Source organism: Streptomyces sp. NPDC127108 (genome assembly GCF_042677545.1).
Classification (GTDB): Bacteria; Actinomycetota; Actinomycetes; order Streptomycetales; family Streptomycetaceae; genus Streptomyces.
This window is the reverse complement of the sequence record NZ_JBHXTE010000008.1, coordinates 65,658-88,205: the sequence shown is the minus strand read 5'-3', so window position 1 is coordinate 88,205 and position 22,548 is coordinate 65,658. Positions and strand designations below refer to the sequence as shown.

Annotated in this window: 20 protein-coding genes and 2 tRNA genes; 8 read left to right on the top strand and 14 right to left on the bottom strand. The window is 72.9% G+C overall.

The features are described 5' to 3' along the window. Position 1 precedes the first annotated feature (1 nt). From ACFVHO_RS08895 to ACFVHO_RS08865, 7 genes are all read right to left on the bottom strand, one after another. A tRNA-Lys gene (locus tag ACFVHO_RS08895) sits at positions 2-75 on the bottom strand. Beyond that, entirely contained in the window at positions 66-722 is a 657-nt protein-coding gene (locus ACFVHO_RS08890) for a bifunctional DNA primase/polymerase (RefSeq protein WP_385711667.1), read from the bottom strand. The genes ACFVHO_RS08895 and ACFVHO_RS08890 overlap by 10 nt, the downstream gene beginning before the upstream one ends. Positions 723-838: 116 nt before the next feature. Continuing rightward, positions 839-1,252: a hypothetical protein gene (locus ACFVHO_RS08885; RefSeq protein WP_385711665.1), complete on the bottom strand. Its 414-nt coding sequence runs from the start codon at positions 1,250-1,252 to the stop codon at positions 839-841. Positions 1,253-1,823: 571 nt separating this feature from the next. After that, positions 1,824-3,179: an AAA domain-containing protein gene (locus ACFVHO_RS08880; protein WP_385711664.1), complete on the bottom strand. Its 1,356-nt coding sequence runs from the start codon at positions 3,177-3,179 to the stop codon at positions 1,824-1,826. Further along, positions 3,176-4,783 carry a hypothetical protein gene (locus tag ACFVHO_RS08875; RefSeq protein ID WP_385711662.1) on the bottom strand — a complete coding sequence of 536 codons (1,608 nt, stop codon included), beginning with the start codon at positions 4,781-4,783 and terminating at the stop codon, positions 3,176-3,178. The genes ACFVHO_RS08880 and ACFVHO_RS08875 overlap by 4 nt, the downstream gene beginning before the upstream one ends. Next, complete coding sequence (locus ACFVHO_RS08870) at positions 4,774-5,850, bottom strand: hypothetical protein (RefSeq protein WP_385711843.1); 1,077 nt, start codon at positions 5,848-5,850, stop codon at positions 4,774-4,776. The genes ACFVHO_RS08875 and ACFVHO_RS08870 overlap by 10 nt, the downstream gene beginning before the upstream one ends. Continuing rightward, positions 5,837-6,919: a phosphatase PAP2 family protein gene (locus ACFVHO_RS08865; protein ID WP_385711660.1), complete on the bottom strand. Its 1,083-nt coding sequence runs from the start codon at positions 6,917-6,919 to the stop codon at positions 5,837-5,839. The genes ACFVHO_RS08870 and ACFVHO_RS08865 overlap by 14 nt, the downstream gene beginning before the upstream one ends. A 226-nt stretch (positions 6,920-7,145) precedes the next feature. Between ACFVHO_RS08865 and ACFVHO_RS08860 the strand changes: the two genes are divergently transcribed. Further along, a complete protein-coding gene (locus ACFVHO_RS08860) occupies positions 7,146-7,742 on the top strand; it encodes a histidine phosphatase family protein (protein ID WP_385711658.1) in 597 nt (198 codons plus the stop codon). A 3-nt stretch (positions 7,743-7,745) separates the two neighbouring features. Here ACFVHO_RS08860 and ACFVHO_RS08855 read toward each other — a convergent pair whose 3' ends face one another. Beyond that, entirely contained in the window at positions 7,746-9,191 is a 1,446-nt protein-coding gene (locus tag ACFVHO_RS08855; protein ID WP_385711656.1) for a tetratricopeptide repeat protein, read from the bottom strand. Positions 9,192-9,496: 305 nt separating this feature from the next. Between ACFVHO_RS08855 and ACFVHO_RS08850 the strand changes: the two genes are divergently transcribed. Both ACFVHO_RS08850 and ACFVHO_RS08845 read left to right on the top strand, forming a co-directional pair. Then, a complete protein-coding gene (locus ACFVHO_RS08850) occupies positions 9,497-9,979 on the top strand; it encodes a hypothetical protein (RefSeq protein WP_385711654.1) in 483 nt (160 codons plus the stop codon). A 201-nt stretch (positions 9,980-10,180) separates the two neighbouring features. After that, positions 10,181-10,966, top strand: a complete 786-nt coding sequence (locus ACFVHO_RS08845; protein ID WP_385711652.1) for a spermidine synthase — start codon at positions 10,181-10,183, stop codon at positions 10,964-10,966. A gap of 27 nt (positions 10,967-10,993) precedes the next feature. On the opposite strand, the gene ACFVHO_RS08840 is transcribed toward ACFVHO_RS08845, so the two are convergent. Then, complete coding sequence (locus ACFVHO_RS08840) at positions 10,994-11,539, bottom strand: hypothetical protein (RefSeq protein ID WP_385711650.1); 546 nt, start codon at positions 11,537-11,539, stop codon at positions 10,994-10,996. A gap of 155 nt (positions 11,540-11,694) precedes the next feature. On the opposite strand from ACFVHO_RS08840, the gene ACFVHO_RS08835 reads away from it, so the two are divergent. The 3 genes from ACFVHO_RS08835 to ACFVHO_RS08825 all read left to right on the top strand — a co-directional run bounded on the left by ACFVHO_RS08835 (position 11,695) and on the right by ACFVHO_RS08825 (position 15,474). Next, entirely contained in the window at positions 11,695-12,393 is a 699-nt protein-coding gene (locus ACFVHO_RS08835; protein WP_385711649.1) for a response regulator transcription factor, read from the top strand. A gap of 28 nt (positions 12,394-12,421) precedes the next feature. Next, positions 12,422-13,849: a sensor histidine kinase gene (locus ACFVHO_RS08830; RefSeq protein WP_385711647.1), complete on the top strand. Its 1,428-nt coding sequence runs from the start codon at positions 12,422-12,424 to the stop codon at positions 13,847-13,849. Positions 13,850-13,986: 137 nt separating this feature from the next. Continuing rightward, on the top strand, positions 13,987-15,474 hold the full coding sequence (locus ACFVHO_RS08825) for a cellulose binding domain-containing protein (protein WP_385711646.1): 1,488 nt from the start codon (positions 13,987-13,989) through the stop codon (positions 15,472-15,474). 76 nt (positions 15,475-15,550) lie between these two features. On the opposite strand, the gene ACFVHO_RS08820 is transcribed toward ACFVHO_RS08825, so the two are convergent. The 4 genes from ACFVHO_RS08820 to ACFVHO_RS08805 all read right to left on the bottom strand — a co-directional run bounded on the left by ACFVHO_RS08820 (position 15,551) and on the right by ACFVHO_RS08805 (position 20,315). Further along, complete coding sequence (locus ACFVHO_RS08820; RefSeq protein ID WP_385711644.1) at positions 15,551-17,014, bottom strand: GH1 family beta-glucosidase; 1,464 nt, start codon at positions 17,012-17,014, stop codon at positions 15,551-15,553. A 63-nt stretch (positions 17,015-17,077) separates the two neighbouring features. Further along, entirely contained in the window at positions 17,078-17,929 is an 852-nt protein-coding gene (locus ACFVHO_RS08815; protein WP_385711642.1) for a carbohydrate ABC transporter permease, read from the bottom strand. 9 nt (positions 17,930-17,938) lie between these two features. Next, positions 17,939-18,967 carry a carbohydrate ABC transporter permease gene (locus ACFVHO_RS08810; protein WP_385711640.1) on the bottom strand — a complete coding sequence of 343 codons (1,029 nt, stop codon included), beginning with the start codon at positions 18,965-18,967 and terminating at the stop codon, positions 17,939-17,941. A gap of 7 nt (positions 18,968-18,974) precedes the next feature. After that, the gene (locus tag ACFVHO_RS08805) at positions 18,975-20,315 is read right to left on the bottom strand and encodes an ABC transporter substrate-binding protein (protein ID WP_385711639.1); all 1,341 of its coding nucleotides are present in this window, start codon (positions 20,313-20,315) and stop codon (positions 18,975-18,977) included. Between the two features lie 260 nt (positions 20,316-20,575). On the opposite strand from ACFVHO_RS08805, the gene ACFVHO_RS08800 reads away from it, so the two are divergent. Both ACFVHO_RS08800 and ACFVHO_RS08795 read left to right on the top strand, forming a co-directional pair. Beyond that, complete coding sequence (locus tag ACFVHO_RS08800; RefSeq protein WP_385711638.1) at positions 20,576-21,631, top strand: LacI family DNA-binding transcriptional regulator; 1,056 nt, start codon at positions 20,576-20,578, stop codon at positions 21,629-21,631. A gap of 256 nt (positions 21,632-21,887) precedes the next feature. Then, the gene (locus tag ACFVHO_RS08795; protein ID WP_385711637.1) at positions 21,888-22,292 is read left to right on the top strand and encodes a hypothetical protein; all 405 of its coding nucleotides are present in this window, start codon (positions 21,888-21,890) and stop codon (positions 22,290-22,292) included. 72 nt (positions 22,293-22,364) lie between these two features. On the opposite strand, the gene ACFVHO_RS08790 is transcribed toward ACFVHO_RS08795, so the two are convergent. Further along, a tRNA-His gene (locus ACFVHO_RS08790) sits at positions 22,365-22,437 on the bottom strand. Positions 22,438-22,548: the final 111 nt, after the last annotated feature.

Below are 22,548 nucleotides of genomic sequence, written 5' to 3'. Positions count from 1 at the left end.
GTGCGCCGCCAGGGACTCGAACCCCGGACCCGCTGATTAAGAGTCAGCTGCTCTAACCAACTGAGCTAGCGGCGCCTGCTGACGTCGTAGACCTTAGCATCCTGATCGCCGCGAGGAAAAATCGATATACGCACCGCGGATCCGGCCGTGGCGCGGGCCGCGCGGACGCATGCCCAGAGCACCACGTCGGGCCCGGGGAGCCAGGGCTGGCGGGTGTCGGGGGCGACCAGCCAGCGCGATCCGAGCCGGTCGTCGGGCCCTGTGCCGTGGCTCGCCGTGAGCGGGGGCACGGTCACGGCGTCGCCCGCGCCGTGGCAGAGCAGCGCGGGGACGGCGGGGCCCCATTCCTCCCACTCCAGGAGCGAGGGGAGGCGGCGGGCCGTGCCCGGGGCCGCGAAGAGCAGCATCCGGCCGCGATAGGTGGCCACGGGGCCCGAGCCGGGGCCCTCGTGCCATAACCGGTCGACCATCCGCCGTCCGAAGACGCCGGGCACGCTGACCACGTCGAAGACGGTGCCGCAGGACAGGACGGCCGGGGTGGTGGGGCGGGTGCGCCAGTCGGCCAGGGCCCTGTGCGGATACGTTTCGGCGGAGGTGAGCCAGGTGGCGCCTGCGGGGGTGACGTCGCAGGCGTCGGCGGGGACGGTGAGTGTGCCGGGGGTGCTGGGGGTGCTGGGGGTGCGGGAAGTGTGGGGGGCGTAGGTGAGGGGGGAGCTGCTCATGTCGATACATCTACCGGCAGTGAGTGTGCGCTCTCGCTGAGTTGCGGGAAACCGGGACAGTGGGCGGGTGTGTGGGGTACCTTGCCCCACCGGCATATGCCAACGGATCTTGTGGCTCAGTGGGTCCCGGGTTCCGCCGCCGAGTCGGTCGAGTCCGTCGAGTCCGCCGGTCCTGCCGAGCCCGACGCCTCGGGGTCGCCGCGCAGGAGTTCGCGGCCGAACTCGATCATCTTCTTCGCGTAGTCCTCGGTCCACTCGGCGCGTTCCGCGATGGCGGCCGGGGTGAGGCGGTCGAAGCGGCGCGGGTCGGCGAGCTGGGCGGCGGCGAGGGCCTGGAACTCGACGGAGCGGTCGGTCGCGGCGCGGAAGGCCAGGGTCAACTCGGTGGACCGGGCGAGGAGTTCGCGCGGGTCGTCGATGGACTCCAGGTCGAAGAAGTGCTCGGGGTCGGCGGTGGCTTCCGCGGGCTCGAAGAGGAGCGGTGCGGGGCGCATGCGCTGGCTGGACCGGGGCCGCGAGGGCTCCGCCATGTCGTTTTCCTCTCGTCGTACGCCGCGTGGCCGCATCCATTGTCCCTCCCCACGCAAGAGGCCCGCGCGGGGTCGTGCTCTCTTCGCCCCTGTGTCCGGTTGTGGGGGCTGCTGTCTCTTCGCCCTCGGTCCGGTTGTGGGGGCTGCGGTCTTTTCGCCTTGTGTCCGGTTGTGAGGCGGGGCCGCGCCGGTATGTCCGTGCTCGCGTGTGCGTCGTCGCCGACATCGCGTGTACGCCCCTCGCGGTGAGCCGAGCTGCGCGCGGACATACCGGCACGTCCCCTCCGGTTCGGATGGCGGCGAACGGTCCGGTGGGGGCTAAGCGTCCGGCTTTCGGTCTGGTGGGGGCTGGGTGTCCCGCTTTCGGCCCGGTGGGGGTTCCCGCCCCGGCCTTCGGCCCGGTGGCTTCCCTGCCTTGTGGCTGGCGGTGCCTGCCGTCCATGCCCCCCCTGCTGTGGGCAGCTGGGCCGCCAGGGGCGGCACGGGTGGGCACAGCCCCAGGCCGACGGTCACTTTGGTGTGAGGGGAGGGGGCGGAACCAGGCCGAGGGTGCCGGTCGGGGTCGTGTGGGTTACGGCCAGGGGATCTGGTGGGACGCGAGGCGCGAGAGGATTGCGTGGTTGGCTTCCCAGCCGTCGGGGAACTTGACCGTCACGCCCAGTTGGACGGGCTCCGTGGACGGATGGTCGTCCAGGAGCGCGTCAACTCCCGCCCGGCACACCACGATGCACGCGTGCCGATGCCGGGACGTGAGCACGCAAAGCCGCCCCGTCTCCAGGTGGAAGGCCGTGGCGTCCGGCCGCCCGGACAAGGGATGGAGGACGACGGTCACGTCGAACTCCCGGCCCTGGAGGCGATTGGCCGTGTCGACGGTCACGTCCACGACTCCGAGGGCGGAGAGCGCGCTGCGTACGGCCGCCGCCTGGTCCCGGTGAGCCGTCCCGACGGCGATCCGGTCGGCCGTGAGAGGGGCGGGGTCGGGCGCCCGCTCGGAGGTCGCGGCCCCGCCCCGGTCGAGCAGTCGCCGCACCACGAGGGCGACGGCCCGCACCGCCTCGGGGTCCGTACGCGGCGTGTTCCGGGCGGGCAGTTCGAGGAGACCCCACCCGGAGTGGGCGGCTTCGTCGATGACCCGGTCGGGGCCCGAGCCGTCGGACGGCACGGCGAAATGGAGGGCACGGTCGGCGTGTTCCGTGCCGCTGCGGAAGGGCGTAAAGGGGTAGAACGCGTCGGAGACCAGCGGCGCGGCCGACGCGGGCAGGCGCCACGACACGGGCAGCCGGTGCTGCGGCAGCCCGGGATTGTGGGCGAGGAGCGTGGTCACCGCGCTGGCCGACGGGTCGTACGCGAGCCCCGCCCACTGCTCGGCCTCGGCGATGGCGAAGGGGTCCAACTGCCCCGGGTCGCCCACGAACAGGGCCCGTTCGAAGAGCCCGGCGACGGCGAGGAGGGCGTCGGACCGCATTTGGTACGCCTCGTCGACGATGGCGTGCCGCCAGGGCTCGACGTCCTTGACGTGCCCCCACTTCGCGGCGGTCGAGACGACGACGTCGAGCCCGGCGAGGTCGCCCGCCTTCGCGGACTTGCGTACGTTCGCCAGGGCGTCGAGGGCCTTGTCGTACGGGTCGGGGTCGCTGCTGTGGAGCCGTCCGACGGGGAGTTCGGGGTTCTTCTCGGCCAGGCGCAGGACGAGGTCGTCCACCTGGGCGTTGGTCTGGGCGACGACCATCAGGGGGCGCCCCGCCGCGGCCAGTTCGAGGGCGGCGCGGACCACGAGGGTGGACTTCCCGGCGCCGGGAGGCGAGTCGACGACGACACCGCGGTGCGCGCCGTCCAGCGTGTCGCGCAGGATCGCGTCGGTGGCACGGGCGGCTTCCGCCCCGGGGTCGAAGGGGGCTGTGCTCGCTTCGAGGGGGGCAGGACTCACAGGATGTCCTCCGCTGTCACGGGGTCGGGCCGTTCGACGGCGGGGGCGGTACCGACGGGCGCCGTCTGCGGGGGACCGCCGTGCGTCCACGGGGTGTCCTCCGGGTCGGGCAGGCGCGGCCCGCCCCGCTGCTCGTGCTCGAAGAGCGTCCAGCACAGGCGGTCGCCCACCTCCGGCACGGAACCCGGCTCGGGCTCCTTGCCGCGGCCCATCTTGTCCAGGAGGCGCAGGACGAGCCCGCCGTCGGGGGCGTGGGTGACGAACTGGAAGGACTGGGGTTTGCCCGCGAGGGAGCGGTAGGCCTTCACGCCCTCGTCGAGCTGGGGGCGGTCGGCGGTGCGGACGGTGACGAGGGGGCGGGGGCGGGGCGAGCGGCCCTCGCTGTACGCCATGACGACCTCGGTCACCTCCCCGGCGAACGCCTCGCCCGCGAGCCGCCGCCCGGCCATGACCAGGGGGTCGTCCAGGGCCTCCTGGGCGTCGAGGCGGGCCTGCTCGCGCTCGCGGGTGGCGAGCTTGTTCGCGGCGGTGACCGCGTCGTCGACGCGGGGCTGCGGCGGCTCACCGGCGGCGACGCGGTCGCGGTGCCCGGTGAACGACCAGCGGTCGCCGCGCCACCGGTCGACGGTGCTCGGCGCCTCGGGCAGGGTGCACAGCGCGTCCAGGCCGCGCCACACCGCGTCCCAGGTGGGCCGGGTGCGGCTGGCCACGAGGGCGTCGATCTCGCGCTCGGCGGCACCGAGCGAGGCGAGCAGCGCGTCCGCCTCCACGCCGTCCGCGGCCGCGGCCAGGGCGGTGCGGGCCCGGTCGTGGCGCTCGATGGCCGGGGCGAGGAGCTGGTTGTCGAACGCCGGGTCCGTGGCGGGGCCCGCGGGTGGGCACAGCAGCTGCCCGTCGGCGTCCCTGGCCAGCTCCGCGCGGAGCGCCGCGTCCGCCCCTGACGTCCCCTCGGGCGCCTCGATCCAGGCGAGCAGCGCGCCCAGGTGCTGTTCCTCCAGGGAGGACTGGCCGGTGGCCCAGTGCCGGGACAGCAGGTCGGTCATGGCGAGAAGCAGCGACGAGCCGGGCACGCGGGAGCGCTCGCCGTAGTGCGTGAGCCAGCGCCCGAGCAGAGGCACGCGCGGGGGCGCGGGATACGGCGCGTCCGGATCCTGCTCGGCGGTCCGCCGGAACCGCATGGAGCGGCCGAGCAGCCGTACGAACTCGATGCCCGCACGGCTCGGCACGATCAGCTGCGGGGCGTCCGCGCACAGCTCGACCTCGACCTTGACGCGCTTGCCGGTCTCCGGGTCGGTCTCGGTGCGCTCGGCGGCCTCGACGTCGTCCGCGTACGACTCGACGTACGGCAGCAGGATCTCGGCGAGCCGGGACAGGAACGCGAAGCGCAGGTCGCGGTCGCGGGGCTGGGCCACCGTGAGCAGTCGGGGGGCCGTGCGCTCGGTGCCGATCAGGGCGCCGAGCGGGGCGCCCGCCTCACCGGCGGTGATGAGCGGCACGAAGACCAGGGGGCGCTGGGACAGGTGTCGGTGGCGGACGGTGGCCCGGGGCTTGGCGCGGCCGGTGGTCGCGGCGTCGAGCCGGGCCAGGTTGTCGATCAGGGACAACGCACACCTCCGGCGAGCGCCTCCGCGCGCAGCGCGCCCGCGCGGCGCAGCGCCGCCACCGCCGGGTCGTCGGCGTCGCCCGCCTCGCCCCTGGCCGCGGCCAGGGCCTCGTCGATGGTGGCGAGCGCGCCGAGGTCGGCGCGCAGGGAGCGGCCGAGCGAGGTCAGTTCGCCCGCCGCGCGGGCCCGGTCGCGGCAGTGGAAGGCCAGCTCGCAGGCGGCCAGGCACTCGGGGGCGTACGTCGCGGGGACCGCGTCGACCGCGGCGGCGAGCTCGGCGGCGGGCCGCGTCACGTCGAACGTCGTGCCGGGCGGGAGCGTGGCCGCGATGTCCTCGACGCGGGTCAGGCGGGACAGCTGGCGGCGGGTGACGGCGAGCTGCTTGCGGACGTCCACGGCGGACGCGGCCGGCAGGTTCGAGAAGTCCTTGGGGCAGACGAGGAGCGCGCGGTGGCGCACCTCGGGCGCGGGGTCCAGGCGGCGCGCGACCCCCTCCAGGGCGAGGACGTACACCGCGGCCTGGCGTGCCGCCGCGCCCACCTTCGCCGCGTCCGCCGAGCCGTCGATCATGGGGAAGGACTTGATCTCGACGACCGTCCAGGTCCCGTCGGGCGCGACGACCACGGCGTCCGGCTCCAGGTAGGCGGGCGTGCCCGCGACGTCCAGGGCCAGCATCGGGTGGTCGAGCAGCGTCCAGGTCCCGGCGGCCGATGCCTCGTCCAGGGCGAGCTCCGTGCGCGCCGCGCGGCCCTCGGGCCCCGCCGCCGTGAGGTCCGGCACGCTCGCCGCACCGGGCTCCGGCTCGGGACCGCCGCCCAGGCACGCGTGCGTGAGGCGCAGCAGCTCCGTGCCGCCGTCGGCCTTCACGCGCGCCTCGAAGGCGTGCCCCCGCATGAACGCGAACTGCGACTGACCGAAGCCCGAGGGCGAGCCGAGCGCCTCGGCGAGCGCCGCCTTGGGCACGCCCGCGCCGTCCAGGAGCGCGCGCCGCCCGCAGCCCGGGTTCGCCGCGAGCGCCGCCAGGGCGCGGGCGTCCAGGGACTGCGGCGGTACGTCAGGTCCGCGCAGCTCCGCGAGCCGGTGTCTGAGCGCTGTCCCCGGTGTCCGCGGCGCGGCCCGCGGGTCTGGCGCCCTTGTTCCCGCGGGGCTTGCCGCCCGGCTTGGCGGCGGACTTGCCGCCCGGATCGGTCCCGAGCTTGCGCTGATGGGGAATTCGCTCACCCGCCGAAGTCTGGCATCCGGCACTGACAATCGAGGAGTCAGTGGCGACTGGGGCGCCGGTGGCGTCCGAGGGGGCCTCGGCGCGCCTCGCGGCGCGCGCGGCGAGTGCGGTCGCGACGACCGGCCGCAGCCGGTCCTTGACCCGGGCCGCGCCCCGCTGCACCGGCCGGACGAGCAGCAGGCCGAGCCCCATCACGGCCGCGCCCGCGACCGCGTCGAGGAAGTAGTGGTTGGCGGTGCCCATGACGACGATCGTGGTGAGCAGCGGATAGGCGATGGCGATGGCCTTCACCAGGGGCGTGCGGCCGTACCGCCAGAGCATCACGCCGCACCACAGCGACCAGCCGACGTGCAGGCTGGGCATCGCCGCGTACTGGTTGGTCATGCCGCCGAGCCCGCGCGGGGCGCTTGCCTGACCGCCCCACCAGCCCCAGTCGCTGTACTGCGCCATCGTGTCGACGAAGCCCTGGCTCTTCTCGAGCAGCCGCGGCGGGCAGGTCGGCATCAGCGTGAAGCCGACCAGGCCGATGAGCGTGGACACCATCAGCCAGGTGCGGGCGGCGGCGTAGTGCACGGCCTTGCTGCGGAACAGCCAGATCAGCACCAGGGGTGTGACCAGGTAGTGCAGCGAGGCGTACCAGAAGTCCGCCGGGACACCGATGGAGGTGTGGGCCGTGAAGAGCCGGTTGAGCGGATGCTCCAGGTTCAGGTTCAGGGCCTTCTCGACCCGCAGGATGTCCAGGCCGTGGCCCACGGCGGTCGTGACGTCACCGCGGGCGAGCAGCCGCCCGGCGGAGTAGGCCCCGTACACCAGGAGGATCAGCGGCAGCTCCGTCCACCAACGCAGGCGGACTGTGGACGTCAGGCCCTCCGATATGCCGCGGCTGCCGGCGCCCTTTGCCTCGGTCTGCGGCATCCGGTGGGTCCCCCATCTCATTCGCGCTGTTCCCGCTCTGTTCTCGCGGCGTACGGCCGCTGGGTCACTTTACGGCGTACGCGAAGGCCGATGAGCCATCCCCCTGTGCCTCAAAGACGCAGAGATCGCCGCCCGGGTTGCGCCTTCCCGGTGTGAGTGATGATGGAAGGAACGGACAGGTGACTGTCCCTTTTTGTCCTCGCATGTCCTTGTAGAAAGGCTCCTCATGGCACCGCGCATCCTGCTGGCCCGGCACGGACAGACCGAGTGGTCACTGTCCGGAAAGCACACCGGCAGGACGGACATCCCGCTCCTCGAAGAGGGCAGGCGCGGCGCGAAGCTCCTGGGGCAGCGGCTGCACCGGGCGCCCTACGACGGCCTCCCCGGGGTCGAGGTGCGCACCAGCCCGCTGTCCCGCGCGCGGGAGACGTGCGAACTCGCCGGGTTCGGCGACCGGGCCGCCGAGTGGGACGCGCTGATGGAGTTCGACTACGGGGCGTACGACGGACTGACGCCCGCCGACATCCAGGCCCTGCGCCCCGGGTGGTTCATCTGGCGGGACGGCGTCCCGGACGGCGAGACGCTGGCGCAGGTGTCCGCGCGCGCCGACGAGGTCGTCGCCTGGGCCCGCGAGGCCGACCGGGACGTCCTCGTCTTCGCCCACGGCCACATCCTCCGTGCCATCGGCGCCCGCTGGCTCGGCTACGACATCGACTTCGCGGCCCGCATCCGCCTCAACCCGACGTCCCTCTCGGTCCTGGGCTGGGCCTACGGAGAGCCCGCCCTGGAGTCCTGGAACGAGACGGGCCACCTCGCCGGATAACCGTCAGCCACGCGCGCGTGCCGCGTGCTGCTCCAGGAAGCCCGTCACCTCGGCGGCCCGCCGGTGCGGCAGCAGCAGCCGGGCGGTGGTCGCGAGCATGCACGCGATCCTGGACGACTGGACCTCGTCCAGGAGGGCCAGGACCCGCAGGCCGGCCGCCGCGGCCTCGTCCGGGCGGCCCGCGCGGGCCAGGTCGTCGGCGAGCTCCGCGGTGTACAGCGCGATGTTCCGCGTGAACTCCGGCGTCTGCTCCGCCGCCACGCCCGCCGCGTGCTGGGCGTGCCGGGACGCGCGCTCCCACTGCCCGAGCGCCGACCAGCACTGCGCCTCCAGGCCGGCCAGCTCCGCGGCGCCGTAGAAGGTCATCCACTCCGGGTCGGTCTCGGCCGGGCCCCGGTCGAACAGGGCGTGCGCGCGGGTGAGCGCCTGGCGGCAGCCGGTGTGGTCGCCGAGCCCGGCCCAGCCGCCCGCCTCGCGCAGCGCGAGCAGCGAGAGGAACCGGGGCGAGTCCAGGCCCCGCGCGGCCCGCGCCGCGGCCTGCGCCGCCCGCACCGCCTCCCGGGGCCTGCCCGCGTCCCGGGCCAGGAACGCCGTGTTGCAGAACGCGTGCGCCTCCAGGGCGGGGTCCCCGGCCATCCGCGCCGTCGCGAGCGCCTCCGCGTAGTGCGAGCGGGCGTCGTCGAAGCGGCCCGAGTCGTGCGCGAGCCAGCCGACGGAGATGGCGAGCTCGCCCGCCCCCGAGTACAGCCGGTCGGCCACCGCCTGCCCGGACTGCCGGGTGGTGCCCGCGTCGAGCAGGGCGTAGGCGGTGCGCAGCGGGGCGGCCGCCCGTTGGTAGAGGCCGTCGGCGCCGTGCCGGTCGTCGAGCAGGCGGATCTCGCGGACGGCCTCCTCGACGGCGTGCACCTCGTGTTCGTCCGCCGCGCGGAACCGGCGCGGCCGACGGGTGCGGGCCTCGGCGGCGCCCGTCGGGAGCCCGACGGCCCCCAGGGAGGCGGCGGCCACGGTGGCCGTGCCGCTGGTCATGAATGCGCGACGCCGCACGTCGCTCTCCTCGGTGCTGAAGGTGTTGTCGCTGTCACTGGCACGCGGGTACCTCGGGTCGTGGCCGTCATGCGGGCAGTCGGTGGCCGCCCCGCGTGCGTCCCCGGCGGCCCGCGCCCCCCGGCCCCGGACGGCCGCGCGCGGCGCGAAGCCCAGGTCCGTCAGCGTCCGGCCGGGGAACATGTGCAGGAACACCCGTTCGTACGCGTAGTTGGGGCAGCGGATCTCGCCCGCCTCCACGCGGCCGACGTACCGCGCGTCACAGCTGACCCGCTCGCCGATCTCGCGCGCGGCCCGCCGTACCGCGGCCGCGAACTCGCCCGGTGAGCGTTGCCCGCGCAACTGCCGGAAGGCGACGTTCGGGCGCGGAGGCGGAGGTGACGATGCCGATGACGACGACGCCATGCCGGATCCTCTCGCTGGAGACCGTGCTGGACCGTGGCACGCCATCCCGCGCCGTCGGCCGGTACGCCGACCAGAGCCGAACGGTGCGGGCTCGTTCCGGCGGAGCAAGAACGTACCGGCTGTGAACCGGCCACCACGCGGAGTTTGGCTACAAACCGGATATCTCACCCGTGATCTGCCATGAACTGCCATCCTTTGCGGCGGCGTGGCGCCGTAGCCGTTGACGCCTTGGCGCGTTGGACCATGTGGAGAGGGAGCGACGCCGCTCCCGCCCTGGCGAGGAGGTTCCCTTGTTGGAATTCGGCATGGAGAACAGCGAACCCGGGGGCGCGTTGACGACGGCACGGCACCGGCCGAGCCAGGACCGCAGCGCGGGGCCCGGCTGCGACGGCCTCGACGGTTACGAGGACCCCGACGGCCACGAGGAGTGCGACCTCGTGACCGTGCCCGCGCGCCAGGGTCTTGAGGCCGTCGACATTCTGCGCCGGGGGGCCGGTGCGGAGGCCGTGGGGCCCGTACTGCACGACGGTGGGTGCGACACCCTCGGATTTCTCGTGCCGCCCGGCACCGCGGACGGCTGGGACCTCCCCGGCAGCGCCTGCACCCAGACCTTCGGCCGTGACGTCGCCCTGGCCAGGGACCCCGACCCGGTGCCCGCGCCGCCCGTCGCCGGGACCGGGTGGCTGGTGCCGCCCGGGGACACCGATCCCGTGACCGACCCCGCCGTGCTGCGCGCCGCGCTGGGCGAGGCCGCGCGCATGATCGAAGCCGCGGACAACTGCCGTTGAGGGTGCGGCGTGGCTATAGGGGGCTGCGCCCCTTGCCCCCGCTTTCTTGCCGCTTCGCGGCTCGTCCTCAAGCGCCGGACGGGCTGATATCGGGCGGGTGTTCGGTTCAGCGTTGATAATGGGGGTGTGGCACGGAATCGGCGGGGACGGTCGGCGCGGGAAGCACTCGTTGAGGAAGTCGACGGAGGGCTTGCCGAGCTGATGCCCGACCGGGAGCGGCCCCGGGGATGGACCCTGCTCGTCGACGGCGCGCCGCAGTCGCACGTCGACCTCGACGATCCCGCCCACCTCGGGTTCGAGTACCAGCGCCGGATCGGTCACATCGTCGACCTCGTCGCCCCGCCCGGACGGCCCGTGCACGTGCTGCACCTCGGCGGCGGCGCCCTCACCCTCGCCCGGTACGTCGCCGCGACCCGGCCCCGCTCCACCCAGCAGGTCGTCGAGCGCGACACCGCCCTCGTCCAACTCGTCCGCCGCGCCCTGCCCCTCGACCCCGGCGCCCGCATACGCATACGCGGCACCGACGCCCGCGAAGGGCTCGCCAAGACCCCCGACGGCTGGGCCGACCTCGTCATAGCCGACGTGTTCAGCGGCGCCCGGACCCCCGCCCACCTCACCACCGCGGAATTCCTCGGCGACGTCCGCAGGGCCCTGAAACCCACCGGCTGGTACGCCGCCAACCTCGCCGACGGCCCGCCCCTCGCCTATCTGCGCGGCCAACTCGCCACCGCCGCCACCGTCTTCCCCGAACTCGCCCTAGTCGCCGACCCCGCGGTCCTGCGCGGCAGACGCTTCGGCAACGCCGTGCTCCTCGGCGCCGGGCAGCCCCTGCCCGTCGCCGAACTCACCCGCCGCAGCGCCGGGGACCCGCACCCGGCCCGCGTCGAACACGGGCCCGCGCTCGGCGCCTTCAGCGGCGGCGCGACGGCCGTGACGGACGCGAGCGCCGTGGCGTCGCCCGCGCCGCCGTCGTCCGTGTTCCGTTAGCCGTCGGGGTTCCCCGAGCCGTCGGGCTCAGTACGTGTTGATGTCCACCCGCGGCGCGTGGTCGTGCCACGTGCAGAACACCGAGACGCGGTCCGCGCCCGATGTGTACTCCACGCGGATCCACGTCGGGGCCTTCCACACCTGCATCGACCAGCCCGCCGCCGGTGCCGCCGACACGAGCGTCGCGGATGCCCTGCCCAGGTCGAGGACGACGCGGCCGCCCTCGGTGTTGTAGCCCTTGACGCTGCCGGACGGGGACGGCGACGTGCGGGGGCCCGGGTGGTCCGGGGTGGGGCGCTGCGGGCTCTTCGTCGGCTTCGGGGTCTTCGTCGGGCGGGGGCGCTCGGACCCGGACGGCTCGCCGGACTTCGTCGGCGGTCCCACGGTCGGCTCCGGGCGGTGCGTGGACGACGACTGCGGCAGGGCCGACCGGTCGCCGGACACGAGGGGCAGCGCGCGCGGCGGGTCGTACGCCGTGCCCGCCATCACCGTGCGCACGCCCCACCACGACAGCGTGACCGCCGCGCCCGTGGCGAGCGACCACGCGATCGCGTGTACGAGACCTCTGTGCATCGCGGGCCATAGTGCACCACAAACCGTGCCGAGGACCAGGAGTTGAGGCTTCCGCTTACGTCCGGCACCTGGCCCGGCACCGGACATCGGACCCAAGTCCGGGCCAAAAGTCCCGCCCGGCACCCGCGTCCCCCCAATGGCGTACGGTGCGGCCCATGGCAAGTGTGCTCGTCGTCGAGGACGACCAGTTCGTACGCTCGGCCCTCATCCGGCATCTCACCGACGCCTCCCACACGGTACGGAGCGTCGGCACCGCCCTGGAGGCGCTGCGCGAGGTCGCCCATTTCCGGTTCGACCTGGTCATCCTGGACCTCGGGCTGCCCGACCTCGACGGGGCCGAGGCGCTGAAGATGCTGCGCGGCATCACCGACGTACCCGTGATCATCGCGACCGCGCGCGACGACGAGGCGGAGATCGTGCGGCTCCTCAACGACGGCGCCGACGACTATCTGACCAAGCCGTTCTCCGTCGAGCACCTGTCCGCGCGCATGGCCGCCGTGCTGCGTCGCTCGCGCGGCTCCGGATCCGGCAACGGCGACGGGTCTCCCCGGCCCGTGCTCCAGGTCGGCGGCCTCACCGTCGACCCGCTGCGCCGCCAGGCCCAGTTGGACGGCGCCCGGCTCGACCTGACCCGGCGCGAGTTCGACCTGCTCGCCTTCCTCGCCGGGCGGCCCGGTGTCGTCGTACCGCGCAAGGAACTCCTCGCCGAGGTCTGGCAGCAGAGCTACGGCGACGACCAGACCATCGACGTCCATCTGTCCTGGCTGCGCAGGAAACTTGGCGAAACCGCCGCCAACCCCCGCTATCTGCACACCCTGCGGGGCGTCGGCGTGAAGCTGGAGCCACCGCTGTGACCCGCGCCCGGCGGGCCGGAGCCGCGCCGTGAGGTGGGCGCTCGTGCGGGTGTGTCTGGCCGTCACCACGATGGTCGTGGCCGCGTTCGCCGTCCCGCTGGGCCTCGTCATCCAGGAGATGGCCCGCGACCGCGCCTTCTCGGCCGCCGAACGGCACGCCGCGGGCATGGGCCCGACCCTCTCCATCACCACCGACCGCGCCCAGCTCACCCGGGCCGTCGCCACCTCCGAGGCGGGCGGCGACGGACGGATGGCCGTGTACGTACCGGCCATCGGCGAGCAGCCGCCGCTCAGGATCGGCGACCGCCGCGCCGCCGCCCGCGACGTGGCCGCGACACGGGCGCAGGGGCGGGCCAGGACCGCGGGCGTGCCCGGCGGCTCCGCGCTGCTCCAGCCCTTCGGGCTGAGTTCCGGCGGGATCGCCGTCGTCGAGATCTTCGTGCCGGAGAGCGAGGTCAGCAACGGCGTGGCCACGGCGTGGCTGGTGCTCGCGGGCGTCGGCGTGGCGCTCATCATCGGGTCCGTCGCGGTCGCCGACCGCCTCGGCGTCCGCATGGTCCAGCCCGCCCGGCGGCTCGTGGGCGCCGCGCACGACCTCGGCGAGGGCAAGCTCGGCGCGCGGGTGCCGGAGGACGGGCCGACCGAACTGCGGCTCGCCGCCGTGGCGTTCAACTCCATGGCCGACCAGGTCGTCCAGCTCCTCGCCAACGAGCGGGAACTGGCGGCCGACCTGTCGCACCGGCTGCGCACCCCTCTGACCGTGCTCCGCCTCAACGCCGCCTCGCTGGGCGAAGGACCCGCCGCCGAGCAGACCCGCGTCGCCGTCGAACGCCTCGAACGCGAGGTCGACACCATCATCCGTACGGCGCGGGACGCGAAGCCGCAGACGGCCGCCGGTGTGCACATCGGGCCCGGCGCCGGGTGCGACGCCGCCGAGGTGATCCGCGAACGGATGGAGTTCTGGTCGGCGCTCGCCGAGGACGAGGGGCGCGAGGCGCGGGTCGCCGGGGTGGAGCAGCCGGTGTGGATCCCGGTGGCCCGGGTGGACCTGGTCGCCGCGGTGGACGCCCTCCTCGGCAACGTCTTCCGGCACACGCGGGAGGGCGCCGCCTTCGCCGTCGACGTGCACAGCGGCGAGGACGCGGTGATCGTGCTCGTCTCCGACGCCGGGGGTGGGATCGCCGATCCCGGGGCCGCCCTCGCCCGCGGCAACTCCGGTGCCGCGAGCGGCTCGACGGGGTCCACCGGCCTCGGCCTCGACATCGTCCGTCGGCTCGCGGAGTCCACCGGTGGCGATGTGCGCATCGGCCGGTCGGTCCTCGGCGGTACGGAGGTGCGCCTCTGGATCCAGCGGGATCCGCGTCGGCCCGCGGCCGGGGGGCGACGGCGGGGGGCCGTGCGGCGGCGCAGGCGGGTGCGGGCGGAGCAGGGGGCGAGGTCCGGGTCGGTCGACTGAACCTTTCCCGACCCCGATCCCACTCTTAAGCCAACCCTAAGATCGCCAATCGCGGTCCGGGAAGCCCCTTTTGTCGCCTCGGGCGGGGCTAACGTGCGAGCGGTCCCACCCCCCGCACCCCCGAAGAGGCAGGCCCCATGAGCACCCACCGTCGCAGGATCACCGGCAGACAGAAGGCGATAGGTGCCGTCGTCACGGCGGCCGTCGTCGGTGGCGGTGCCTTCCTGCTGTCCGGTACGGCCCAGGCGGCCTCCGTCGGCGCCGCGTACACCAAGACCAGCGACTGGTCGGGGGGTTACACCGCGCAGTACGTCGTCAAGAACGGCACCGACAAGGCCCAGTCCGACTGGACCCTGGAGTTCGACCTGCCCGCGGGCGCGAAGCTCGGCTCGCTGTGGAACGCCGAGCACAAGGTCGAGGGGCGCCGCGTCACCGTCACTCCGCCCAAGTGGGACAAGGAGCTTGCGCCCGGCGAGTCGGTGACGGTCGGCTTCGTCGTGAACGGCGCGGCCGATCCGGTCAAGTGCCTGATCAACGACGCCAAGTGCGCGGCGGACGCCGACGCCACGCCCGCGCCGAGCGGCCGCCCCACCGGAAAGCCCACCGCGAAGCCGACCGCGAAGCCCACGGGCAGGCCCACCGCGAAGCCGACCAAGCCGACCGCGAAGCCGACCGCCAAGCCGACCGCCAAGCCCACCCCGACCTCCACCCCGGGCGAGGGAACCGGCAGCAAGGGCGCCGCCAAGTTCGCCCCCTTCGTGGACACCTCCCTCGCCCCCGCCTACGACCTCCTCGGCACCGCCGCGAAGACCGGCGTGAAGGAGTTCAACCTGGCCTTCGTCACCTCGGGCGGCGGCTGCGAACCCCTGTGGGGCGGCAGCACCGCGCTCGGCGACGACAAGGTGGCCGCCCAGATCGGCGACCTGCGCGCCAAGGGCGGCGACGTCCGCGTGTCCTTCGGCGGCGCGGCCGGCTCCGAACTCGGCCTGCGCTGCGACAGCGCGGGCGCCCTCGCCAAGGCCTACGGCAAGGTCATCGACACGTACAAGCTGACCAAGGTCGACTTCGACATCGAGGGCGCGGCCCTGCCGGACACCGCCGCCAACTCCCGCCGCGCGCAGGCCATCGCGGCCCTCCAGAAGGACCACCCGGGGCTCGACGTCTCCTTCACGCTGCCCGTGATGCCCGAGGGGCTGACCCAGCCCGGCGTCGACCTGCTCGCCGACGCGAAGAAGAACGGCGTGAAGATCTCCGCCGTGAACATCATGGCCATGGACTACGGACCGGCCTACAGCGACGACATGGGCACGTACGCCACCCAGGCGGCGACCGCCACGCAGGCGCAGATCAAGGGCGTGCTCGGCCTGTCGGACGCGCGGGCCTGGAAGACCGTCGCGGTCACTCCGATGATCGGCGTCAACGACGTCACCACGGAGATCTTCAAGGTCGACGACGCCACCCAGCTGGTGAAGTTCGCCAAGGACAAGGGCATCGGCTGGCTGTCGATGTGGTCCTCGACCCGCGACAAGGCCTGCGCGGGCGGCAACAACTCCGTCCAGCCGACGTGCTCGTCGATCGCGCAGGACCCGCTGGCGTTCACGAAGGCGTTCGCCGCGTACAAGTAGCCACTGCATCCCCCCACACGCGCCCCGGCCGGCACCTTCCCCCCACCCGGCCGGGGCGCACCCTTCTCACTCCGCTTTACTCATCGGCCGCGCGCAGCTCCCCGCTCGCCGCGACCTTCCCGTACCAGTGCGCGCTCGACTTCGGCGTCCGCGCCTGCGTCTCGTAGTCGACGTACACCGCCCCGAACCGCTTGCTGTAGCCGTACGCCCACTCGAAGTTGTCCATGAGCGACCAGAGGAAATAGCCGCGTACGTCGGCACCCGCGAGGATCGCCTCGTGCAGGGCGGCGAGGTGGCCGTGCAGATAGCGGATCCGGTCGGGGTCGTGGACCTGGCCGCCCGCGCCCGGCTTGTCGTCGTAGGCCGCGCCGTTCTCCGTCACGAAAAGGGGAACCCCGGGGGCCTGAGCGGTGTACTCAAGGAGAAGGTCCTTCAGGCCGGTGGGGTCCACCGGCCAGTCCATGGCGGTGAGTTCACCGGGCGCCCGGTGGAAGGAGACGGAGTCGGCGCCCGGCCAGGGGGAGTGGTCGGCGGCGCCGTGCCCGTCGAGGCGCGGTCCGGCTGCGGGCGGGGCGGCCGACACGACAGCGGGGGAGTAGTAGTTGATGCCGAGGAAGTCCAGCGGCTGCCGGGCGGTGGCCAGGTCGCGGTCGCGCACGAAGGACCAGTCCGTGATCCGCGCGGTGTCGGCGAGCAGATCGTCGTCGTACGTCCCGCGGAGCATCGGCCCGGTGAAGACGCGGTTGGCGAGCGCGTCGATGCGGCGCCGCGCGTCGAGATCCGCGGCGGACGAGGTCAGGGGGCGCACGGCGCTCGGGTTGAGGCAGACGCCGACCCGGGCGCGGGTCGGCAGTGCCGCGCGCAGCGCCCGGGCGCCGAGGCCGTGGGCGAGGTTGAGGTGATGCGCCGCGCGCAGGGCGGCCTCGGGGTCGGTGCGACCGGGCGCGTGCACGCCCGAACCATAGCCGAGGAACGCGCTGCACCAGGGCTCGTTGAGGGTCGACCACAGCTCCACGCGGTCACCGAGGGCCCCGGCGACGATGCCGGCGTACTCCTCGAAGCGGTAGGCGGTGTCTCGCTCCGGCCAGCCGCCGCCCGCCGGGGAGCCGCTGGGGAAGGCCGACTCCAGGTCCTGGGGCAGGTCCCAGTGGTAGAGCGTGACCATCGGGGTGATGCCGTGGGCGAGCAGTTCGTCGACGAGCGCGCGGTAGAAGTCGAGGCCGCGCTGCACGGCGGGCCCGCGCCCGGTGGGCTGCACCCGCGGCCAGGACACGGAGAAGCGGTACGCGCCGATCCCGAGGTCGGCCATCAGCCGCACGTCGTCGCGCCACCGGTGGAAGTGGTCGCAGGCCACGTCCCCGGTGTCACCGCCGAGCACCTTGCCCGGCGTATGACTGAAGGTGTCCCAGATCGACGGCGTCCTGCCGTCCTCCCGCACCGCCCCCTCGATCTGGTACGCGGCGGTGGCGGCGCCCCACAGAAAGGAGGGCGGGAACCGCAGGCCGTCGCGGGACTCGGCGTCGGACTTCACATCGGGCATGGAAGCGCTCCCATGGGTCGTACGGAAAGGACGGGTGGGGGTGGGGCACACGGGACGTGGCGGTCAGCCCTTGACGGCGCCCTGCATGATGCCGCCCACGATCTGCTTGCCGAACAGGACGAAGGCGATGAGCAGCGGCAGCGTCCCGAGCAGCGCGCCCGCCATGATCACGGACTGGTCGGGGATCTGGCCTCGGCCGAGCCCGGCGAGGGCCACCTGCACGGTCGGCTCGCCGCCCTGGGTCAGCGCGATGATGGGCCAGAAGAAGTCGTTCCAGGCCATGACGAAGGTCAGCATGCCGAGGACGGCCATCGCGGGCCGGGCCGCGGGGAACACCACGTGCCAGATCAGCCGCAGACTGCTGGCGCCGTCGACGCGGGCGGCCTCGATCACCTCGGTGGGCAGCGCCTCGATGAGGTACTGCCGCATGAAGAACACCCCGAAGGCGCTCACCAGCGTCGGCAGGATCACCGACTGCAGTTGATCGGTCCAGCCGAACTCCGCCACCATCATGAACAGCGGTACGACACTCAGCTGCGGCGGCACCATCATCGTGCCGATCACGAGAAGCAGCAGGAGCCCCCGGAAGCGGAACCGCAGCTTGGCGAAGGCGAAGCCCGCGAGGGTGGAGAAGAGCACGGTGCCCACGGTGATGGTGCCCGCCACCACCAGGGTGTTGAGCAGGGCCGTGCCCATGTTGGCGTCGGTCCAGGCGATCTCCAGGTTCTTGAAGAGGTTCCCGCCGAACCAGAAGGGCGGGGGCGTCTGGGCGAGCCGCGTGTTGTTGCGGGACGCGGCGATCGCGGTCCACACCAGGGGGAAGAGGGAGCCGATGGTGAACAGGATCAGTACGGCGTAGGCCAGCTTGCCGCCGTGCAGTTGGCGCCCGGCGCCGCGTTTCTTGAGGCTTGCCATGTCATCCCCTCACGCGCTTCTGCGGATCCAGCGGCTGATCGCCCAGTTGAGCAGGCCGATCAGGACGAGGATGAGGAACATGGTCCAGGCGATCGCCGAGGACCGGCCCAGGTGCTGGTTGAACCAGCCCTGTTCGTAGAGATAGAGACCCAGCGTCTGGAACTGGTGGTCCGTGCCGCCGGTGGGGCTCGCGCCCTGGCTGAACAGGAGCGGCTCGCCGAAGAGCTGGGTCGCCCCGATCGTCGACACCACGCAGGTGAACAGGATCGTCGGCCGCAGCGAGGGAATCGTGACGTGCCGGAACTGCTGCCAGCGGCTCGCGCCGTCAAGCGCCGCCGACTCGTACAGATCGTTGGGGATGGCCTGCATCGCCGCGAGGTAGATCAGCGCGTTGTAGCCGGTCCACCGCCAGATGACGATCGAGGAGACGGCGAACTGCGCGGTCCAGTCGCCGTTCTGCCAGTCCACGGCGTCGACGCCGACGAGCCCGAGCGCCCAGTTGATCATGCCGTGGTCGGTGCGGCTGAACATGAGCACGAAGACAAGCGTGGCCGCGGCCACGGAGGTGGCGTAGGGGGTGAGGATCGCGATGCGGAAGAACATCGAGCCGCGCAGCCGGTAGTGCAGCAGATGGGCGAGGCCGAGGGCCATCAACAGCTGCGGAACGGTCGAGATGAGGCCGATGGTGAAGGTGTTGCGCAGCGCGTTCCAGAAGAACTCGTCATCGAGGAGCCGCGAGAAGTTGCGCAGCCCCACCCACTCCATGTCCGTGGGCGTCCCCAGCTCCACCCGGTGCAGCGAGGCCCACCCCGTGTAGAGCAGCGGGAACAGCCCGAAGGCGATGAAGAAGAGGAAGAACGGCGCGATGAGGGCGTAGGGACTCCACTTCATGTCCCAGCGGTAGCGGCGGCTGCGCCGGGCCCGGCGGCGCTCGGCGGCCGGGTCGGCGAGCGGTGCCCCGGCCCGCGCGCGGGGCGCCGCGCCCTCCTCCCCCGTGGAGGGCGCGGCGGTACGGGTGTCGCTCGGGATGTCGGTCACCGGATGATCACTGGTCCAGTGCGTTGTCGATCGTCTTCACTGCCCTGTCCCAGGCCTTGTCGGGAGACGTGCCCTTCTGGTCGACGCCGAGCATCCCGGTGTCGGCCAGGTACTGGGAGATGATCCCGTCCTTGGGGCCGATGGGCTGGACCGGCACGCCCTCGGCGGCCTTGGCGAAGATCTGTCCGACCGGGGCGTCGCCGAAGTAGGGGTTCTTGGCGTCCTTCACCTCGGGCAGTCCGTACGCGGCCTCGGCGCTCGGGAAGCTGGCCCGCTTGTCGAACAGCTTGGCCTGCTGCTTCGGGGCGGTCAGCCAGGCGACGAGCTTGGCGGCCTCCTCCTTGTTCTTGCCCGCCTCGGGCACGGTCAGGAAGGAGCCGCCCCAGTTGCTGGGCTTCGGCGCGGCGGCGACGTCCCACTGGTCCTTGCCCTTGTCGCCCGCCTTGTCCTTGATGTAGCCGAGCATCCAGGGCGGGCAGGTCACGGTGGCGAAGGAGGCGTTGGAGAAGGCCTGGTCCCAACTGGGCTGGAACTGCTGGAGCTTGGCGGTGAGCCCGGACTCGGCGAACTCGGCCGCGAGGTCCCAGCCCTCCTTGACGCCCGCGCTGTCCTTGTACACAAGATCGCCCTCGGCGTCGTAGAACTTCTCCTTGCCGGAGCCGTGCACGGCGGCCATCACACCCGTGGCGCCGTCGACGAAGGCGGTGCCCTCGGGCGCCTTCTTCTTGAACCGCTTGCCCGCTTCCAGGTACTTGTTCCAGTCGCCCGCCCACAGCTTGCCGACCGCTTCGCGGTCCGTCGGCAGCCCGGCCTTCTTGAAGAGGTCCTTGCGGTAGCAGATGCCGGTCGGGCCGATGTCGGTGCCGAGGGCGATGGTCTTGCCGTCGTCGGTGGTGCCCTGCTGCCACTTCCAGTCGAGGTAGGCGTTCTTGTCGACACCGGAGGTCTTGCCGAGGTCCACCAGCTTGGCCGAGTGCGTGCCGGTCAGCTCGGCGATGTTGCCGACCTCGACGGCCTGGACGTCGGAGAGGCCGCTGCCGCTGCTGAGGTGGGTGAGCAGGGCGGGCCAGTAGTTCTCGTTGCGCTGTACGGAGTTCTGCTTGATGTTGATGTCCGGGTTGAGCTCCTCGTACTCCTCGTAGAGACCGGCCTCCTGCAGGCCGAAGGCACCGAACACCCCGACGGTCAGGGTCGTCTTGCCCTTCCCGCCCCCGCCGTCCCCGCCGCCCCCCGAGGAACCGCCGGGCTCGTCGGAGTCCTCCGCGCAGCCGGCGAGCAGTCCGGCGGCGAGAGCGGTGGCGGCCGCGAGGACCACGGCCGTGCGGGACGTTCGAGTCCTGTAGCGCATTGCGTCCTCCTGGTCCCAGACGTACCGACAGCCGGTCAACTCTCGTATGAAATGAGTGAGTTGGTGGGAATTGGCTCGGACGGGACGTGCGGGTCATGTAAGAGCCGGGTAGAGTGGGAGCGCTCCCATGTGTGATGCCTTGAAGGGTCGCGGCTCGCCCGGGGGGTGTCAAGGCACCGGACGCCGGGAGTTGCGGGCTGTCGGCGCCGTCGCTGGTGGTCGTGGCCCTGCTGTTAGATTCGCGTCGTGGGGAGGCACTGATGGGGAGCGGTCAGCCCAGGGGGCGCGGCGGGGCACGGCCCACGCTGGAGGAGGTCGCCGCGCGGGCGGGGGTCGGGCGCGGCACGGTGTCCCGGGTGATCAACGGGTCGCCCCGGGTGAGCGAGCAGACGCGGGCCGCCGTCGAGGAGGCGGTCGCGGAGCTGGGCTATGTCCCGAACACGGCGGCGCGCGCGCTCGCCGCGAACCGCACCGACTCGATCGCGGTGGTCGTCCCCGAGCCGGAGTCCCGGTTCTTCGCCGAGCCGTACTTCTCGGACATCATCCACGGCGTCGGCACGGCGCTCGCGGACACGGACATGCAGCTCCTGCTGACCTTCGCGGGCGGCGACCGGGAGCGCCGCAGCCTCGCCCAGTACTTGTCCGCGCACCGCGTGGACGGCGTCCTCCTGGTCTCGGTCCACGCCGACGACCCCCTGCCCGACCTCCTCCAGCAGCTCGACATCCCCGCCGTGATCAGCGGCCGCCGCTCGGCCGACGAGCCGCTGGCCTCGGTGGACTCCGACAACTTCGCGGGCGCCCGCGCGGCCGTCGGCCACCTGCTCGACCGGGGCCGCCGCACGATAGCCACGATCACGGGGCGCCTGGACGTGTACGGCGCCCAGCGCCGCCTCGACGGCTACCGCGACGCCCTCACGGAGGCGGGCCACCCCGTCGACGAGGCACTGATAGCCCGCGGCGACTTCACCGAGGACGGCGGCCGCCGCGCCATGACGGAGCTCCTTGCCCGCCGCCCCGACCTGGACGCGGTCTTCGCCGGCTCGGACGTCATGGCCGCGGGCGCCCGCCAGATCCTCCGCGACGCCGGCCGCCGCATACCGGACGACGTGGCCCTGGTCGGCTTCGACGACTCGGCCATCGCCCGCCACATGGACCCACCCCTGACCAGCGTCCGCCAGCCCATCACCGAGATGGGCCGCACGATGACGAACGTCCTCCTGGCAGAAATCGCCGACACCCGCCCGGCGGGGACCCGCCGCCTCACACGCCAGCAGATCGTGCTGCCGACTGAGCTGGTGTGCAGGGCTTCGTCCTGAGGGGCCCGGCTCCGTCCGTGCGCGGTCGGGGAGGCGCGGCCTGACATGCGCCTTTCACCTTGCGGAGAGATGCTTGAGGTACTAGCCCCGCGCGCCACCTGGGGGCGCCATGTCTGGTCAGCGGCCTTCTGCCGCATCACCGCCGAGTGGGTGGGGGCGGCCACCGGCTGGGCCGCCGAGTGGGCCACTGAGCGGGCCGTCCCGGGGACAGCGTCCTCCGCCGAGGGGGAAGCGGCTCGGGCGGGTGTTTCTGTACGTGGCCCTGATCGCTGTCGTCCTGGTGGCGATCCTGGTGGCGCTGGCGCGCATCGGTGGCGGTGGCGAGGAGGCGCCTCCCGGCCGGGACCCTTCCCAGGAGCAGACCGCCCCGTCGGAGCCGGACGCGCGTGCCGACGCGCGGCTCACCAAGTGCTCAGTGGAGCCGAGCACCCGCTGGCCCACCGCTGAATTGCGTATCACCAACCACAGCTCGAAGACGTTCGACTACACGGTCGAGGTGGAGTTCGTCGGCGCCGACGGCGTACGTATCGCCGAGGGGGTCGCTGTCGCGAGCAACCTGGCGCCGGATCAGGTGGCGAACGAGTCCGCGATCGGGGTTCGTGAGGCGTCAGGGAAGGTCGTCTGCCGGATCACTGATGTGACGCGGTATGCGTCGCCCTAGGCCTTGTCGCGCGAGAGCTGGAAACAAATCGGCCCCTGACCCGTTATCCCGGGTCAGGGGCCGATCCTTCAGGGTGAGTGACGGGACTTGAACCCGCGGCCACCTGGACCACAACCAGGTGCTCTACCAACTGAGCTACACCCACCACGGGCCGGTCTTTGTCGTTCTTCCGACCGGCCGAGAAAAAGTGTACAGGGTCCGAAGGGGTGCTCGCGCACGCCTTTTACGGACCCCGTACACGGGGTGCCGCGGAGGG